The sequence below is a fragment of the Tessaracoccus aquimaris genome (genome assembly GCF_001997345.1).
Classification (GTDB): domain Bacteria; phylum Actinomycetota; class Actinomycetes; order Propionibacteriales; family Propionibacteriaceae; genus Arachnia; species Arachnia aquimaris.
In genome coordinates this window covers 2699218-2716468 of sequence record NZ_CP019606.1, presented here as the reverse complement: position 1 = coordinate 2716468, position 17251 = coordinate 2699218, and the positions used below count along the sequence as shown (strand labels likewise).

General features: G+C 66.0%; 17 protein-coding genes. 12 read left to right on the top strand and 5 right to left on the bottom strand.

The window, feature by feature from the left end; translation table 11 throughout:
* Positions 1–43: 43 nt before the first annotated feature.
* From BW730_RS12565 to BW730_RS12515, 11 genes are all read left to right on the top strand, one after another.
* The gene (locus BW730_RS12565) at positions 44–397 is read left to right on the top strand and encodes an ArsC/Spx/MgsR family protein (protein ID WP_077686548.1); all 354 of its coding nucleotides are present in this window, start codon (positions 44–46) and stop codon (positions 395–397) included.
* Positions 398–697: 300 nt separating this feature from the next.
* Complete coding sequence (locus BW730_RS12560; RefSeq protein ID WP_077686547.1) at positions 698–1327, top strand: DUF1345 domain-containing protein; 630 nt, start codon at positions 698–700, stop codon at positions 1325–1327.
* 135 nt (positions 1328–1462) lie between these two features.
* Positions 1463–2632 (top strand): M24 family metallopeptidase, encoded by a 1170-nt coding sequence (locus tag BW730_RS12555; protein WP_077686546.1) that lies wholly within the window; start codon positions 1463–1465, stop codon positions 2630–2632.
* 213 nt (positions 2633–2845) lie between these two features.
* A complete protein-coding gene (locus BW730_RS12550) occupies positions 2846–3913 on the top strand; it encodes a sugar ABC transporter substrate-binding protein (RefSeq protein ID WP_158522656.1) in 1068 nt (355 codons plus the stop codon).
* Positions 3914–3996: 83 nt separating this feature from the next.
* Positions 3997–6114: a glycoside hydrolase family 20 zincin-like fold domain-containing protein gene (locus tag BW730_RS12545; RefSeq protein ID WP_077686544.1), complete on the top strand. Its 2118-nt coding sequence runs from the start codon at positions 3997–3999 to the stop codon at positions 6112–6114.
* Positions 6111–7598, top strand: a complete 1488-nt coding sequence (locus tag BW730_RS12540; RefSeq protein WP_077686543.1) for a sugar ABC transporter ATP-binding protein — start codon at positions 6111–6113, stop codon at positions 7596–7598. The genes BW730_RS12545 and BW730_RS12540 overlap by 4 nt, the downstream gene beginning before the upstream one ends.
* Complete coding sequence (locus BW730_RS12535; protein WP_077686542.1) at positions 7598–8578, top strand: ABC transporter permease; 981 nt, start codon at positions 7598–7600, stop codon at positions 8576–8578. Before BW730_RS12540 ends, BW730_RS12535 begins: the two co-directional genes overlap by 1 nt.
* 21 nt (positions 8579–8599) lie before the next feature.
* Positions 8600–9586, top strand: coding sequence for a LacI family DNA-binding transcriptional regulator (locus BW730_RS12530; protein WP_077686541.1), 987 nt, complete (start codon positions 8600–8602; stop codon positions 9584–9586).
* 68 nt (positions 9587–9654) lie between these two features.
* Positions 9655–10569 carry a polysaccharide deacetylase family protein gene (locus BW730_RS12525; protein WP_077686540.1) on the top strand — a complete coding sequence of 305 codons (915 nt, stop codon included), beginning with the start codon at positions 9655–9657 and terminating at the stop codon, positions 10567–10569.
* A complete protein-coding gene (locus tag BW730_RS12520) occupies positions 10566–10928 on the top strand; it encodes a sensory rhodopsin transducer (RefSeq protein WP_077686539.1) in 363 nt (120 codons plus the stop codon). The genes BW730_RS12525 and BW730_RS12520 overlap by 4 nt, the downstream gene beginning before the upstream one ends.
* Before the next feature lie 287 nt (positions 10929–11215).
* On the top strand, positions 11216–12097 hold the full coding sequence (locus BW730_RS12515) for an ABC transporter substrate-binding protein (protein ID WP_226996776.1): 882 nt from the start codon (positions 11216–11218) through the stop codon (positions 12095–12097).
* A gap of 48 nt (positions 12098–12145) precedes the next feature.
* Here BW730_RS12515 and BW730_RS12510 read toward each other — a convergent pair whose 3' ends face one another.
* On the bottom strand, positions 12146–12832 hold the full coding sequence (locus BW730_RS12510) for a haloacid dehalogenase-like hydrolase (RefSeq protein ID WP_077686537.1): 687 nt from the start codon (positions 12830–12832) through the stop codon (positions 12146–12148).
* The gene (locus tag BW730_RS12505) at positions 12822–13430 is read right to left on the bottom strand and encodes a DUF4432 family protein (protein ID WP_237268051.1); all 609 of its coding nucleotides are present in this window, start codon (positions 13428–13430) and stop codon (positions 12822–12824) included. Before BW730_RS12505 ends, BW730_RS12510 begins: the two co-directional genes overlap by 11 nt.
* A gap of 222 nt (positions 13431–13652) precedes the next feature.
* On the opposite strand from BW730_RS12505, the gene BW730_RS12500 reads away from it, so the two are divergent.
* A complete protein-coding gene (locus BW730_RS12500) occupies positions 13653–15065 on the top strand; it encodes an IS1380 family transposase (protein ID WP_077684975.1) in 1413 nt (470 codons plus the stop codon).
* 148 nt (positions 15066–15213) lie between these two features.
* On the opposite strand, the gene BW730_RS12495 is transcribed toward BW730_RS12500, so the two are convergent.
* The 3 genes from BW730_RS12495 to hemH form a co-directional block, all read right to left on the bottom strand.
* Positions 15214–15594, bottom strand: a complete 381-nt coding sequence (locus tag BW730_RS12495; protein WP_077686535.1) for an aldose epimerase family protein — start codon at positions 15592–15594, stop codon at positions 15214–15216.
* Between the two features lie 41 nt (positions 15595–15635).
* Entirely contained in the window at positions 15636–16130 is a 495-nt protein-coding gene (locus BW730_RS12490; RefSeq protein ID WP_077686534.1) for a lipocalin family protein, read from the bottom strand.
* A gap of 67 nt (positions 16131–16197) precedes the next feature.
* On the bottom strand, positions 16198–17247 hold the full coding sequence (gene hemH, locus BW730_RS12485) for a ferrochelatase (RefSeq protein WP_077686533.1): 1050 nt from the start codon (positions 17245–17247) through the stop codon (positions 16198–16200).
* Positions 17248–17251 lie beyond the last annotated feature (4 nt).

Here is a 17251-nt window from a genome sequence, read left to right as displayed (position 1 = left end):
GCCGCCCGGCTCGTGGCCTGGGCCGGGCGCCTAGGCTGGCGTCATGAGTGAGATCATCGTCCTGCACAACCCACGCTGCTCGACCTCTCGGGCCGCCGTTGAGGCGGTCGAGGCGGGCGGTCTGGAGGCGTTCGTGCGGAACTACCTCACCTCGCCCCTGAGCCGCGACGAGTGGCTCGATGTCATCGCGAAGCTGGACGGCGAGCCCGGCGACCTGGTCCGCCGCGACCCCAACTTCGAGCGATCCGGGCTGAAGGACGACGAGGTGGCCACCGCGGAGCAGGTCGCAACGGTGCTGGCCGAGCGCCCCGAACTGGCGCAGCGCCCCGTGCTGATCCGCGGCGGTCGGGCCATCATCGGCCGACCCAAGTCGCGGGTGCCCGCCTTCCTCGCCTGAGGCCAGCGGCCGAGCTTCCCGCCTGCTGTGCCCGCGACATCAGGACGACTCGGGCTGAATGCGTCGACCAGGGTTCCGCTGCGTTACCGGACCCCTCGACGGCTCCGCAACGACGTTCCGGGAACGACGGCGTCGGGGGCCGATGAGCCGTCGCGACGGGAACGGAACCGTCGCCGTTCGCCCTCGGGCGAGATGGCCTGCCGACGGCGCCAAACAGCCACCCGTCCTCGCGGCGACTCCGGAGGGTGGGCGATCTGTGCGTCACCACACAGGGTGTGCGCCCTGCCCTAGCCTGAGGCGATGACAGTGAAACGCTCCACCCGGCGCAGGGTCCGGCAGGGGATCTCCCTGCTGTTCGGCGCGATCGTCGGCGTCCTGGTCGGCAAGGCGATCAGCTACGACGTCGGGGCCGCCGCCGGCTGGACGACGTTCGTGTTCCTCTACTGCATCTGGAGTTGGCTCGTGCTGTGGCCCCTCGACTCCCAGCAGACGGCAGAGCACGCACGCGAAGAGGATCCGGGGCGGTGGTTCGCCGACGTGATCCTGATCGTCGCGGCCGTCGCAAGCGTCATCGGCATCGGCTTCGTGCTGCTGGCAGGCAACGCGTCGAACCTGGTGACCGCCGGGATCGGCGTCGCCTGCGTGGTCGCCTCCTGGCTTCTTGTGCACACCATCTACGGCGTCCGCTACGCGGATCTCTACTTCTCAGCGCCAAAGCCGCCGATCGACTTCGGCGACGAACCGCCCCGCTACACCGACTTCGCCTATCTGACCTTCTGCCTCGGCATGACGTACCAGATCTCGGACACGAACCTGAAGACCAACCAGTTGCGCGTCGTCGTCTTGTGGCACACCCTGCTCAGCTACTTCCTCGGCGCCGTGGTGCTCGCCTGCACCATCAACCTCGTCAGCGGCCTCGCCGGATCCTGAGGCGACCGCGTGCCCCTCTCGCGACTCTTGCTGAGATAACGATTGCGCAAAACCGTTGACGCCTTGCCCTGTCTCCCTCTAAGGTCGTGCACAATCGTTTGCGCAGGCTCGAAGGTGAGCCTCGAGAGGAGAGACATGAACCGGGTTCAGATTCCCGAGCAGGAGTACAAGGATCGGGCTCAGCGAGCCGCCCAACTGATGCGCGAGCGGGGCCTCGACGCCCTGATCGTGAACGGAAACGAGGCCGACTACGCCAACACCCGCTACTTCAGCGGCTTCTGGCCCGTCTTCGAACGCTGCGGCGTGGCCATCAACCCCGACGGCGACACAGCGCTGATGGTCGGCCCCGAGTCCGACATCTACGCCGCAGACTTCGGCAAGATCGATGACGTCTTCGTGCTGGCGGAGTACCGCGAGTCGGCCGATCCCGCCTACCCGCACCTGACGCTTCAGACCTACCAGGACGTGCTCGGCCACCTCGGCGTGAAGGGCGAGAGCCTCCGAATCGGTGTCGCCTCCATCCTCGACACCAACGTGGTCATGTGGCAGGGACTGCAGTCGGCCTACCCGGGCGCGGAACTCGTCGACGCCCGCGACATCATGGTCGCGCTCCGTTCGGTGAAGAGCGACAACGAGATCGCGTGCCTGCGAGAGGCCGCCCGCATCACCCACATCGCTACCCAGGAGGTCATCAAGGCCCTCCGCCCGGGCGTGACCGAACTCCAGATGGTCGGCATTGCTCAAAAGACCATCTACGAGCATGGGGCCGAGTACGAAGGCCTCCCGATGTACGTCTTCAGCCAGAAGTCGACCAAGCACGCCATCTCCCGCTCCTCGCACCGTGAGATCAAGATGGGCGACATCGTCCAGTTGAACCTCTCCGCGAAGGTCGACGGGTACAGCCCTTCGATCGGCATGCCTATCTCGCTCGGCCCGCTCGGGGGCGAGAAGCGCGACATCGTCGAGTTCATCCTCGAGATGCACCGCTGGACCGAGGGCCAGTTGAAGGCCGGTCGGATCTCCGGCGAGATCGCGCGGGAGTTCGAGGAGAAGTTCATCGCCGCAGGCAAGAAGGACGCCTACCTCTACGGACCATGCCACGGACTCGGCCTCATCGAGGTTGAGGCCCCTTGGATGGAGACGACGTCGACCTACGACCTCGTCAGGAACATGACCTTCCAGATCGACACCTTCGGGATGGGATCCGACTTCGGCGTCCGCTGGGAGAAGCCCATCGCCATCACCGACGACGGCATCGACCTGCTGTCCCCGCAGATCGGCGACATCGTCGAACTGTCCTTCTGAGACAAAGGGGTCGGGCCCGCGCGGCTGGGCTCGACCCCTCCCACAACCGCCGCACCCACAAGCGCCGAGGCTCACTGTTGAGCCCCCTCAAAGATGAGGCGACCCCCGCACGCCTGGTCAACCGGTCGGTGAACCGACCACCTCCACCTCACGCCGACCAACACCAATCGTTGGATGGCTCGCCAACCCGTTTTTCCCGAATGGAGCAACCACATGCGGATCAAGCTCGGGGCATTGCTGTTGTCAGCAGCCCTCCTCTTCACCGGCTGCGCCGGTGCCACCTCCAGCCCCATCGAGTCGGAGCAGAAGCCGTCAACCGGCGGCAGCCCGGCGGCGGGCGACCACAAGTTCGGTGAGGATGAGACCCTCATCGGCGGAAGCATCTTCACCCTGCAGTACGCCTGGTTCCTTGGAGCGCAGGAGGGCATGGAGAACTGGGCCAAGGACCACCCCGAGGCCAAGGTCAAGTTCCAGTTCGAGGACAGCAAGCAGGACATCCAGACCAACATCAACAACCTGGAGAACCTGGTCGCCGCTGGCGCCAAGGGCATCGTGGTGTTCCCGGTCGACTCCAAGGCGATCATCCCCACAATGGTCGACCTGCACAAGCGCAACGGCACGCAGTTCGTCGTCGGCGATTACCCGCAGCAGCCGGACAACCCGGAAGACGTCGTGTGGAACACCTTCGTCGGCCACGACATGCTCGCCCTGGGAGAGGTAGCGGGAGAGGTCGCCGTCAAGCACCTCGATACGCTCGGCAAGGACGACCCGACCCTGCTGTTCATCACGGTCCCCACCTCCGGCGAGGTGACCCAGCAGCGGCTCAAGGGATTCACCGACGTCGTCAAGGCCAAGTATCCCAACGCCAAGATCATCGAGGAAGGCGACACCGGTGCCGCCGACCGCAACTCCGCCCAGACGCTAATGGAGAACGTGCTCCAGCGTGAGAAGACGATCGACGTCGTCTCGGGTCACAACGACGCCGAGGTCCTCGGCGCCTACAACGCCGCCGTTGGAGCAGGCCGGGCAGACACCATGAAGTTCATCGGCATCGCGGGCGACAAGGAAGTCCTGAAGTACATCGCCGACGGCAACCAGTCGTGGCTCGGTGAGGTCCTGCAGGACCCGGTGGTGCTCGGTTACACCGCAATGGACGCGCTGTGGAAGTCGATGGCCGAAGGCGAGAAGCTGCCGGAACGCTACGACCTGCCAAGGCCCGAGGCGATCACGCCAGACAACATCGGCGACACGGATTGGCAGAGCTGGAAGTGGCTCGGCTGACCGAGCTCGCCCCGGGGCCGCTCCTTCCGCGGAGCGGCCCCATCCCCCATCCATCTCCCTGAGAACGGACAGAAGGACCACAGATGATTGCGACGTTCCCCGAACCCAAGACAGTGCACGATCGTGACGGAGCAACCGACCCATTCGCATCGCTCGTCTTCGACGCCGAGGACATCGGCGAGGTGTCGGCGGACGAGGTCGTGCGCATCGCCGAGTTCCGCCTCAGCGCCTACCCCGAATTGCTCGACGGAACGGACGGCTACCGCGTCGATATCCGCCAGGGTGACGCAGGAGAGGACGCCGGAGAGAAGCAGACGCTCTTCCGGGAGCAGGGCTACGTGCTCGACATCGCACCAGGCGCCGCCACGCTGTACGCCCAGGAACGGGCCGGGCTGGTCAACGGTCTCTCGACGCTGAAGTCGCTGATTGCGGCCGAGGAAGCGGCCGGCAATGGGACGCGCCTCCCGCTGGCGCGGATCGTCGACCACCCCTCCATCCCGGTGCGCGCCGTCGCTCCCACCTTCAGTTGGTACGCCGGCTACGGGCGGATGGGCTTCGACATGCAACTGTGGGGTCGCGAAGAGTGGATCTACTACCTGCAGCACTGCCTTGACAACAAGATCAACCAGCTCAACATGGTGCTCTACGGCTACTGGCCGTTCGAGGTACCTGGCTACCCCGAGACCGTCTACCGCGACATCCCCATGCAGGTGTGGAACCAGGAGACCGGGCGCTTCCTCGACATCTCGTTCTCCCACCCCAACGTCGCCGACGACTTCCTCGGCGATTTCATCGACCTCGCGCACACCATGGGCGTGGCGGTCTTCGCCTACGTCGGTCTCAACTCCTACAACGGCGGCTGGACGATCGCGCACCCCGACAAGCGGATGGTGCCTCCGGCGGGCAGCGACTTCCTCAACGACTTCGACTCCGCTTGCCTGTCCGACGAGGAGACCACCGAGTACATCCTCGAATGCATGCGACACATCGCCAGGCTCGGGTTCGACGGCTACACCCTCGAGGAGAGCGAGGAGGGCTTCTGGTTCTGCGAGTGCGACCGCTGTCTTGCCCGCTGGCGTTCGGACGGCGCCACTCCGGGTGAGGCGAAGCACCGGGCCAACATCGAACTTCTGCACCAGATCCGCACCGCGGTACGGGAGATCAACCCCGACGTAGTGATCGGAATCCGAGCCTTCCGCCAGCCGCCACTGGTCAAGGACGAGACGTGGCTGCGCGAGACGGCGGCCTCGCTGCCATCAGATGTGGTCCTGTTCTGGGCGCCCGCCCTGTACGTGCCCGAGACCGAGTTCGGCAAGTGGGTCGACGCCTTCGGAAAGGACCGCATCTGGGGGCGCGACAGCGAGTCCAACTCCATCACCTCGACCATGGGCAGGCTGTACCGCACGTTTGAGTCCAACCTGATCCGCTACCCGGACGAGGCCAACACCCAGACGATCGAACGGGACATCGAGCAACACATTGGGAGCGTCGCCGCGGATGTGCACGGCATCAACGGGTACGTCTTCGAGTGGCACGGCATCTTCCTCCACCAATGGGCCCACGGCAACTACGGTTGGGGCTCGACGCTGGAACAGGACCGCTTCTTCGCTGGCTCAATGGAGGCCACCTTCGGGGCGGACCTCGGTGCGCGACTGCTCAGCGTGATGCGCGACATGGTCACCATCCACGAAAGCCAGATCCCCCTCTACACCACGCCGTTCCCGTTCCAGGCCAACACGATGACGGACGACGACATCCCTGCCATCGAGGACGCGATCGCGCGTCACGAACCGTTGCTCGCCGAGATCCGCGAGTTGCGCTCGAAGATGGCCGCGCACCCCCGCCACGTCCGCTGGGTCAAGCATCTCGACCGGTTGGAGAACGCCCAACGGCGAAACCGGGCGATCTACGATCTGGTGCTCGCGGCGCTCGACTATGAGCGGGCGACAGACCCGATCGAGAGGGACAGCCACCTCGATGCCGTCCTCGCGCACAACGAGCGTGACTTCGACATCGCGAAGGAGATGTTCTTCGACCTGAACCCCGTCGACTTCACGGGCGTCAAGAGCTGCATGATGCCTTACCACGAGCTGAAACGGTTGGTGTATAACCTCCGGCACCCCGAGCACCGCGACGACGCGATCATCTGTTCGGGCATCGAGGCGCTGGGCTGGCTCTGGCTCGCGGAGGACAAGTCATGACCGCGCCGCTGTTGGAGGTGCAGGGAGCCACCATGGAGTTCCCCGGAGTGCTGGCTCTCAACGACGTGTCGTTCGCGCTTCAACCAGGAGAGTGCCACGCCCTCGTCGGCGAGAATGGCGCGGGTAAGTCGACCCTGGCGAAGGCGATCATCGGAGAGAACCAACTCACCAAGGGCGAGATCCTCGTCGAAGGGGAGCAACTCCCGGCAGGCTTCGCGGTGCGGGACTCGCAGCGCCATGGCATCGCCATCGTGCACCAGGAGTTCCAGCTCATGGATGAGATGACCGCGCTGGAGAACATCTACGTCGGGCACTACGCAAAGCGCGGCCCGTTCATCGACCGGAAGAGGCAACGGGCCAAGGCGCGGGAACTGCTCGCCTACCTCGGCGTCGACATCGCGCTCGACGTCCCCGTGAAGTTCCTGCGCACTGCGGAGAAGCAGCTCGTGCAGCTTGCCCGTGCCCTGTCACAGGAGGCGAAGGTCATCATTCTGGATGAGCTGACCGCGGTGCTTCCGGAGCAGGACATCGAGAACATCTTCAGGATCGTGCGGCTGCTGAAGGCAGACGGCAAGGGCGTGATCTACATCTCGCACCGCCTCGACGAGATCTTCGAGGTCTGCGACACCTACACCGTCCTGATGGACGGGCGACACATCAAGACGGACAAGGTGGCCGACCTCACCAAACCGGCCCTCGTTGAGATGATCGCCGGCCGCGCGCTGAGCCAGGTGTTCCCACCCCTGCCGATCCCGCGTGACGAGGTGATCCTCGAGGTCAAGGGATTCACCTCGGACTCCTTCGCCGACGTCGACCTGCATGTCCGGCGCGGCGAGGTGGTCGGGATCGCAGGCCTCGTCGGTGCGGGCAAGACCGAACTGCTTCGCGCGATCTTCGGCGACTACAAGGTCACCTCCGGTGAGCTGTGGATCGATGGGAAACGGGCCCGACTTGGCTCGCCCCAGGCGGCCATCGGACTCGGCCTCGGGTTCATCCCCGACGAACGGAAACGGCTCGGCCTGAACTCGGCCCTCGACGTGCGCAAGAACACCACGCTCGCCTCGATGGCGAAGTACCGCCGTGGCCCGTTCATGAACGAGGGGCGCGAACTGCGCGACTCGTTCGACACCCTCGGCGCGCTGAACCTTCGCTACTCGTCCCTATGGCAGAGCACCCTCAAGCTCTCGGGCGGCAACCAGCAGAAGATCGTCATCGCCAAGTGGCTTCTTGCGGACACCGAGATCTTCCTGATGGACGAACCCACCCGCGGCATCGACGTCGGCGCCAAGTCCGAGATCTACAAGCTCATTGCACAACTGACGGCGGCAGGAAAGTCGGTAGTGCTCGTGTCGCCCGAGGTCGAGGAACTGCTCGGCCTCAGCAACCGCATCTACGTCCTCTACGAGGGCCGTGTCCGCGACGTCGTCGAGGGTGAGCGCCGCAACCAATCCGAAATCATGACGAGCCTCCTGGGAGCCCACTGATGTCAACAGCCACCGCCACCTACGCAGACAAGTCGCGGCGCTACACCGGCGGCTTGCGAAGCTTCATGAACGAGTGGATGATCCTGTTTCTGTTCGCGGCGCTGTTCGTCCTGTGCGCCGTGTTCATCGACCGGTTCCTCGAACTCGGCAACCTGATGAACATCGCCCGGCAGGTCTCGTTCCTGACCATCGTTGCCCTCGGCCAGTTCTTCGTCATCCTGATCGCCCACATGGACCTCTCCATCGGTTCGTCGATCGGCTTGACGTCTGTCCTGCTCGCCGGGCTGGTCGCCAAGAGCGGCCTCCCTGTCGGCCTCGCCATCCTCGTTGTGTTCGCCGCCGCGGTCCTGATCGGGCTGATCAACGGGGCCCTCGTCGTCTACGGGCGGGTACCGGCCTTCATCGCGACGCTCGTGATGATGAACGTCCTCATGGGCGTTGCCTACATCTACTCGCGAGGCCTCCCGATCAGCGGTCTGCCAGGTTGGATGAACTACCTCGGGATGGGGTACCTCTTCAACGTCCCGGTGCCCGTCTATCTGATGGTGATTGTGGCTGCCCTCTGCTACATCTTCACTACCCACACTCAGCTTGGACGCAGCTTCTACGCAGTCGGAGGCAACCCCGATGCGAGCCGGCTCAGCGGCATCAACGTCAAGTTCATCGGGATGCTTGCCTTCGTGTTGTGCTCCCTGCTCGCCACGCTCGGCTCCATCGGCTTGACGGCGCGGACGATGTCCGGGGCCGCCTCGCTCGGCGAGTCGATGCTCTTCGACGTCATCACAGTCGTGGTGCTCGGCGGGACGTCCCTGTTCGGAGGCAAGGGAAATGTGATCGGTGTGGTCATCGCCGCGCTGCTGACTGGGGTCATCACCAACGCGATGGTCCTGATGGGAATCGACACCTACTTCCAGTGGATCGTCAAGGGCGCCATCCTCATTACAGTGGTGCTCATCGACGTGAACTCGAAGAAATCCTGAACCCGAGATTGGTCTGTTGCCATGGCGACTCTGCGCGACATCGCTGCGCATCTGGGCCTCTCCGTGTCGACGGTGTCCCGGGTGCTGAGCGGGAAGGGGCGCGTCGGTCAGGACACCATCGACAAGGTGCTTGCCTACGCTCAGGAAATCGACTTCCATCCGAACCAGTTGGCCCAGCGGCTCAAGTCGCAGTCGGCCAACTCCATCGGGGTCGTCGTCCCCGACATCAGCAACGAGTTCTACGCCATCTTGTTCAAGGAGATCGACCACAGGCTCGGCCCTGCCGGGTTCACCCCGGTGCTGTTCGACATTGGGGAGAACCCGGAGCGCGAACGCGAGTTCCTCGGGCATCTGCGTTCTGCGACCGTCGACGCCATGGTCGTGGCGACCGCGGGAAGTGACGCATATGCGGGCCTGCCGCGCGACCTGCTCAGCCGCGTCGTGTTCATTGACAACAGGCCAGCGATCCCCGACGGATTCGCCTACGTCGGCGTCGACAACGTGCGTTCCTCCTTCGAACTGACGCAGCATCTGATCAACCGTGGGCACACCGCGATCGCCACCATCACCGGGTCGCCCGGCGAGTCCTCGGCGGTGGAACGCACAGAGGGTTTCCGTCAGGCGATGGAGGCCAACTCGTTGGAACTCCGCGACGAGTGGATCGCGCACGGGCGCTTCGAGTACGCCGACGGCTACGCCAAGGCGGTCGAACTATTGGAGGGGCCGCATCGGCCCAGCGCGATCATCGCTCAAAACAACGTGCTTGCTTACGCGACCATCCGGGCGGTGAGGCGACAGAGCCTGTCGGTGCCCGCCGACGTCGCGGTCGCGTGCTTCGACCACATCGACACCTACGAGTTCATGCGCCCAGTCATCACCACGATGCTGCAGCCCCTGGACCGGATCGCGGCACTTGCCTGTGACCGTCTTGAGGCGAGCCTCGCTGGGGAACCGGTCGACAACTCCGAGCCTCTCAACTCCGTGTTCCGCCTCGGCGAAACCACCTGATCACACACATCACCCACCAGTCAGCAATCCACCGGCCACCGACGGCCGGACCTGAGGAGTACCCGGACATGACAAGAAACCCCATCACAGTCGTCATCGGCATCGACATGGAGACCGATGTCGGCAGCTTCACGCCCTATTACGAGGGCCTCGTCAACGGCACGCCCCGTCTGCTCGACCTGTTCGACGAGTTGGGCATCGAGACGACGTTCCTGTTCACCGGGGAGGCTGCCGCTGCGCACCCCGAGGTCGCCAAGGAGTGCCTGACCCGTGGCCATGAAGTCGGTTGTCACTCGTACCAGCACGAGACGGTCGGCGACCCTCTCTTCGACCTGCCCGGCACCAAGCCGATCCTTCCCCATGAGGTGTTCCCTCGGATCGAACTGAACACCGAACTCGTTGAGAAGGCGACCGGGGTGCGTCCCGTCTCCTTCCGCTGCCCACGTCTGTGGGGGTCGACGGCCGTGGTGCAGTCCCTCGCGAAGCTGGGATACACCGCCGACCTGACCTACCCCATGTACTTCTACCGCGAACAGTTCGAGCCCTACTTCGTCGACCTCAACGACTGGACCAAGCCCGGCGACTCGACACTGCTCCAGATCCCCAACTTCGCCGACATGACCATGGAATCCAACGACCCCGGCCTGGAGCGCGACCGTGACCAGTGGCCGCTGTTTCGCACCATCGGCGGCCAGTACATGCTGGAGCGTTCCCTGGCCTTCGATGAGTTCTGCAGGGACAAGGGAATCGACACCTTCCTCTGCTACTACATCCATCCCTGGGAGTTCTGGCCCGTGGAGGAGAGCTACAACTTCGGCGAGGCAACCGTCATCCCCGACGAGTTCATCACCAAAAACTGCGGCGACGTCGCCCTGGACGAGTTCCGCGTCCTGCTCCGCGGGCTGCTGGACGCCGGCGCCGAGTTCAAGATGTCGAAGGACCTGCCCGAACTGGTGCGCGAGCGTCAGGCGGTGCGGGCATGACCGGGCGCACCACCTGGGTGTTCCCGGACGCCGAGCTGCCCCCGTACGGACCCGGCGGCGAACTCTACGGCCACGAGTCGATCATCGTGCTCAACACCAACCTCGCACCCGTCGCCGTCCGCGCAACGCTGTGGTACACAGACAAGGCCCCAGCGCAGTTCGAGTTCCGGGTAGAGGGCCAGAGGGTGCGCTGCCTTCGCACCAATGAGCCCTCCGACATGGGCGGCGTAGAGGTGCCGGTCGGGGAGCAGTATGCGATCTCGCTGTCTGCCGATGCACCCATCGTCGCTCAGTACGGCCGCCTGGACGTCAGGCAACCAGAGATGGCCTTCTACACAACCCCTGGATACAGCGAGTAACGCACTCTCAACCGACTCCGGCTCCGCCACCCGGCGGAGCCGTTGGTGGCGCGCGCCCAGATCCGGTCGCGCCCAGCCAGACCAGCCAGTCGGGAGAACGGACTCCCGACCGACAGGAAGGAACCGCCATGCGCATCCTGCGCCAGGCAATCGCCGCATCCGCCGTGCTTGTGCTCGGCCTCAGCGCGTGCTCGACCTCCAGCGCCGGAGGGCCAAGCGCGCCCAGCTCGAAAGCCCCGGCCTCGAAGCAGGCCTCACCCGCCCAATCGTCGGCGCCGAGCGGCGACGTGCCTAGGGGGGATGGCACCAAGACCATCTACCTCGTCTCCCAGGGCTTCCAGCACCGCTACTGGCAGGCCGTGAAGGAGGGAGCAGAACAGGCGGGCGAGGAGTTCGGCTACAAGATCGCCTTCGTCGGTCCCGACGACGAGACGAAGGTCACGCAGCAGTTGGACCAGCTCAAGACGGCCCTCGACTCGCGGCCCGCGGCCATCGGGTTCGCCGCGCTCGACTCTGGTGCCGCAGAGCCGGTGCTGCAGGAGATCGCCGCAGCGAAGATCCCCGTGATCGCGTTCGACTCCGCCGTCGACTCCGATGTGCCGGTGACCACTGTGCAGACCGACAACTATGCCGCCGCCCAGGCTGCTGCGGAGCACCTGACCGAGCTCATCGGCGGCAAGGGAACGGTGGGGCTCGTCTGCCACGACCAGACCTCGCAGAGTGCCAAGGACCGCTGTCGCGGCTTCCAGGACTGGATGAAGGACAACGCGCCAGAGATCAAGGTGCTGCAGCAGCAGTACGCGGGGGAGGTCGGTCTCGCGGCAAACGCGGCCAAGTCGATCGTGCAAGCCAACCCTGACGTCGTGGGTATGTACGGCACCAACGAGGCCGCAGCGGGCGGTGTCGTGCAGGGAGTGAAGGAGGCGGGCAACGCCGATGTCACGGTCGTCGGCTTCGACTCGGGCAAGACGCAGTTGGACGCCATCCGGGACGGCTCGGAGGCCGGCGCCATCACTCAGGCCCCGGTCAAGATGGGCTATGAGACGGTCATCGCGGCCATCAAGGCCATCGACGGTCAGACGCTGCCCGAGGTGATCGACTCCGGCTTCGAGTGGTACGACGCGACCAACCTCGACGACCCCGCGATCGCGGCCAACCTGTACGAGTAGCCAACGCTTATAGGCTCCGTCGCCGACCTGCCAGCGGCGGCGGAGCCCTCAACGTCTTGAGGTGCCCTGCCCCTCGTCAGCCGCGACTCCCGCGCGACGAAAGGCGGCAGAGGTCCGCCGTGAGGCTCCCACCAGCTCGACCGATGCCGCCAGCCGGGCAGTCGGAAGGTCGGTCGTCGAGTCGGTCACGAAGGTGGCCTCGTCGATCCGCACCCCGGCCTGGAGCAGCGCCGTCGCCTTGCGGGGACCGATCCGGTAGTCGTCCACCCGCAGTCCCGAGCGGCCAGTGCCCAGTGTGGTGGCGGACAGCAGGTCGAACGGCACGCCCGCACCCTCCAGGAGCGCTCTGACGAGCAGTTCTTCGCTCGCTGTCGCGATCACGATGCGGGCTCCGGCTGCGTGTCGCGACCGGAGCCGCTCGCACACCGCGCGCCGGATCCAGCGTGAATCCGAGCCGAGTCGGGCCCCGACCGTCGCGGCAAGTCGCTCGTACTCATCCAGGCCGAGTCCGGCCAGTGCGTGTCCGACGACTGCACGGGCACGGTCGTGTCGGGCGGCACCGCGGCAGAACAGTCGCGTGGCAGCGTGAGGTATCGCCCGAAGGGCGCGACCGGGTCGCGATCGCAGGCGCTCGACAATCAGGGCCGTCAAGGTGTCCCGGGTCGTGATGACCCCGTCGAGGTCGTAGACGAACAGAGGGCGATCCGTGGCACCAAGGGGCCGTTCAGCCGGCACGTCGTGAGGAGGCCGTCGAGGCGTCCAGTACGTCCGCGATCACGACCAGGTGGTGCTTGGCTCCGGGGGCCAGTTCGACGAGCATGCCGTCAGCCTCGGCCGCGGCGCGGCCGTGGTGGTGGGCAGTCGATGGAAGGCAGAACCCAGCGGCCTCCTCGTCGCCGGTGTTCGAGATCCACCGGATGGCGTGAGGCAGGCGCGTGGTGTCGTAGCGCACCGAAGCGGCCTTACCGTCCGGCCGGACCATGAGGAATTCGGCCCAGCCGGACTCATCTGGAGTGGGCGTCAGGACCGCGCAGTACTCGGGGACCAGCGACTGCGCGAGGTCGATCCGGTTGGAGAGCGTTGGGTCGGCAGAGATGCGCGCGGTGTACGCGGCCGTCTCCGGCGTCTGGCCGGGGTGCGGGTCGACCTTGAAGTCGGGCAGGGCTGGTCGCACGGGCTGGACGAGTTCGGCACCGTCAACGGGCGCCCAGTTCACGTGGCACAGGTACGAGTAGCTCATCGGAGTGCGCCGCTGGTTGGTGATGTCCATGTCGAAGCGGAGCGCCGGGCTGTCGCTGCGCAGGGTGATCCGTGGGGTGAAGGTCGCCGACAGCAGGTGGCTGGTGCGTACCTGGGCGGTGCCCGTGAGCGCAACGGTGTCGACTCCGTCTGTCGAGCCGAACAGAAGACTCGGGCGCTCGTAGTCAGCGTTAGCCTCGAGATTTCACGGGGGTGTGGTCTCGACCGGCGGAATGAATGGCGAAAGGTGCTCCTGGCCTGGGATGATACGAGGTGTTGAGACCCGTAGCCATCCGCTGGAAGGAGCACCTTTCAGGTGTCCCACCCTACCTTGTTCTTCTACCCCCGTCCGCGGGTGGACGTCGCCGAGGTTCCGGCCCTCGCGCATGCGGGCGCTGTGCTGCTGACCGACACGATTCACGCCACTGGCCTCGCTGCTTCGCTGCGTGAGGCGCTGGATTCGTGGACGAAACCGCTGGCAGAGCATCACAGCTCGAAGGTCCTGCTGGATCTCGCACTCACTCTCGCGATCGGCGGCGAGCACGCTTCGGATGCTGATCTGCTGCGGTGCGAACCGGACCTGTTCGGTGACGTCGCCTCGGCCCCCACGATCTCCCGCATGCTCACCACGCTGGCTGAGGACGCGCCCGCCGTGATCGAGGCGATCTCGAATGCCCGTCGCGCCGCGCGGGAACGGGCCTGGGCCTTGGCCGGGGAGCACTCCCCCGCCGCGGGGGCCAGTGCGAAGAGCCCGCTGGTCATCGACCTCGACGCCACCCTGATCAACGTCCACAGCGAGAAGGAGCAGGCCGCACCGACGTTCAAACGCGGCTTCGGCTATCACCCGCTGTGCGCGTTCCTCGACCACGGCAGCGAAGGGACTGGGGAACCGCTGGCGATCCATCTCCGCCCCGGCAACGCCGGCTCGAACACCGCGGCTGATCACATCACCGTCACCAAGGCCGCGCTCGCGCAGCTCCCACCAGCCCTGCTGGCCCGGAGCAGGCGGGGGTCGAAGAAGATTCTGATCCGCACCGACGGAGCCGGCGGCACCAAGGACTTCGTCAAGTGGCTGACCAGGCGGCGGCTGGCCTACTCCGTCGGGTTCACTCTCCCCGCGCACACTCCTGACCTGCTGGAACATATCGATGAGGCGCAGGCGTGGACTCCGGCCTATGACACCGATACCGACGGGATCCGCGAGGGGGCGTGGGTGGCGGAGCTGACCGGACTGCTGGACCTGTCCGGGTGGCCTGCCGGGATGCGGGTGATCGTGCGGAAGGAACGCCCCCACCCCGGAGCGCAACTACGGATCACCGATCACGAAGGAATGCGCATCACCGCGTTCGCCACCAACACCCCGCGCGGCCAGCTACCCGTCCTCGAGCTGCGTCACCGCCGCCGCGCACGATGCGAAGACCGGATCCGCAACGCCAAGGACCTGGGCTTGATGAAGTTCCCGCTGCAGGGCTTCGCGCAGAACCAGATCTGGTGCCAGATCATCCAGCTCGCCTCCGAGCTCGTCGCCTGGATGCAGACCATAGCTCTGACCGGCCATGACGCGAGGAAGTGGGAACCCAAACGGCTCCGCGCACGCTTGTTCGAGATCCCCGCGACTCTCGTGCGCCGCTGCCGGCACAAGGTCCTCCATCTCGCCGAACACGCCCCCGAAGCCCGAACCGTCCTAACCGGCATGAACCGGCTCCGCACCGCCGTCGCACAGACCTGACCAGGCGGCTCCACCCGCCCCACCGACCAGCAGAATCCTCCTCTCGGGAGTGGAACCCGACCGCCCGCAACGGACACTGCGACGATCTGTCACACCCACATGCCAGAATCAGCAGCTGAACACCGGCAACGACGCCGAACGCCCCCGCTCACCAACCCGATGAAACATCGAGGTTAGGGAGTTCGCCGTGGTGGGCATGGGTGTCCTGAGGAGAGGGCGCCCCAATCCCGGTGAGGCCGCAGTGCAGCATGAAGGGGCCGTAGGTCTCACCGAACTTCGTCGAACGAGCCGGCTCGTCGAAGTGGGTGCGCATCGTCATCTCCTCACCGTCGACCCGGTAGCGCCACACCTGCTGCCCGCGGAACGGAAGGAGCACGGCCTGGACGCGCGGCGTGACGATCGTGAGGGCCGCCACGCCCGAAGCGAAGGCGGATGCGGTGATCCGGGTGTGGGAAGTCTCAAGGAGCACCCTTTCCCGCTCGTCGAACAGGTCGCGGGTCAGCGGGATCGTCGCCAGGTCGTCGTGCATGCGGATCATTGTGGCCCAACACCGCCACCGGCGGGTGCGGACTACAACAGGTCGTCGGTGACCCGGCGACCGTCCTGCACAGGCGCGATCCAAGCCTCGAGGGAGAAGCCCTGACGGCGCGCCTCGTCCAGGTAGTCCGAGGCGACCGCCTCGTCCAGTTCTGGCTCGCGGGCCAACAGCCACAGGTTCTTGTGGTCCGGGGTGCCGACCAGCGACACCGAATAGTCACCGGCGATCTTCAGGACCCAGTAGTCGCCCTGCGTGAACGGCAGCCAGCGCAGGGCCGCAGGCAGGAAGGTGACCTTCAGCCTTCCCGGGCCGACCACGGTCGCCCGGCCCAAGCTCTGCGTCGGCTCGCCAGCCTCGTCGAAGCAGCGGTTGTCGACCTCGACGGCGTCGTCCTCGCCGAGGCGGTACTCGGCGGTGATGCAGGTCGCGGCCGGGTCCTCCCACTTGAGCGGCAGCCGCCCGATCTCGTACCAGAGCCCCAGATAGCGCTCGAGATCGAGGGACTCGACGGGGGCAACGGTGGTCATGTTCGCCTCAGCTCCGAGGATCGGTCGGCCTCTTCGCTTCGACGCTAGTCAGCGACCCGGAGGCGTGTCAACGGTTCAGCGGTGCGACCCAGCCGGCCAGGTTCTCCTCCACGACCTCCAGCAGCGCGTCGACGTGCGCGGGGGAGTCGTTGAGGCAGGCGATGTAGTCGAACCGAGGCCCTCCCGCGGACTCGTAGGCGTCCCGGATCAGCTTGTCGATCTCCTCGAGGGTCTCGACGCAGTCGGCGGCGAAGGCGGGGGAGATGACGGCGACCGTGCGGCCCTGCCGTGCGAGGTCGGCGGCGTGCTCGATCGTGTAGGGCCGCAGCCACTCCTCGCGCCCGAACACCGACTGGAACGTGGTGTGGATCCGCTCCGGTTCCCAGCCGAGGCGCTCGGCGAGCAGTCGCGAGTTCTCGAGGCACTGCTCGTAGTAGGGGTCGCCCTCCTCGTAGTAGCGCCGGGGCATGCCGTGGTAGGACGCGATCAGCACGTCAGGCGTGTGGTCGAGCCGCGCGTAGGCCTCCTCCACCGACGCCGCAAGCGCGTCGAGGTAGCTCGGCCGCGCGTAGTACTCGGGGGCGACCCTGACCGCTGGCTGTCGCTTCATGGCCATCAGCGCCCGGAACAGTTGGTCGTTCGCAGTTGCCCACGTCGGGCCCGCGTAGTGCGGGTACAGCGGCACGAACAGGATCCGGGTGCAGCCCGCCTCGGCCAGCCGGTTCAGCACGTCCGACGTCGACGGGTTGCCGTAGCGCATGCACACGTCCACGACGACGTCCTCGCCGAACCGCTCGGCGGCAGCGGCGCGCAGCGCCTCGACCTGGCGCCGGGTGATCGTCATCATGGGCGACTCGTCGTCGGTCTCGTTCCAGATCGAGCGGTAGATCGCGCCTGACGTGAACGGGCGGCGGGTCAGCACCGCCAACTGCAGGATCGGCTGCCACTTCCACGACGGCAGGTCGACGACGCGCTTGTCGGAGAGGAACTCGCCCAGGTAGCGGCGCATCGAGCGGTAGTCGGTGCCCTCCGGGGTGCCGAGGTTGGCGAACAGGACGCCGACCCGCTCGGCGGAGGGTCGGACGGTGTCGGGGAAGGTGGTGGCTGTCTCGGTCACGCGC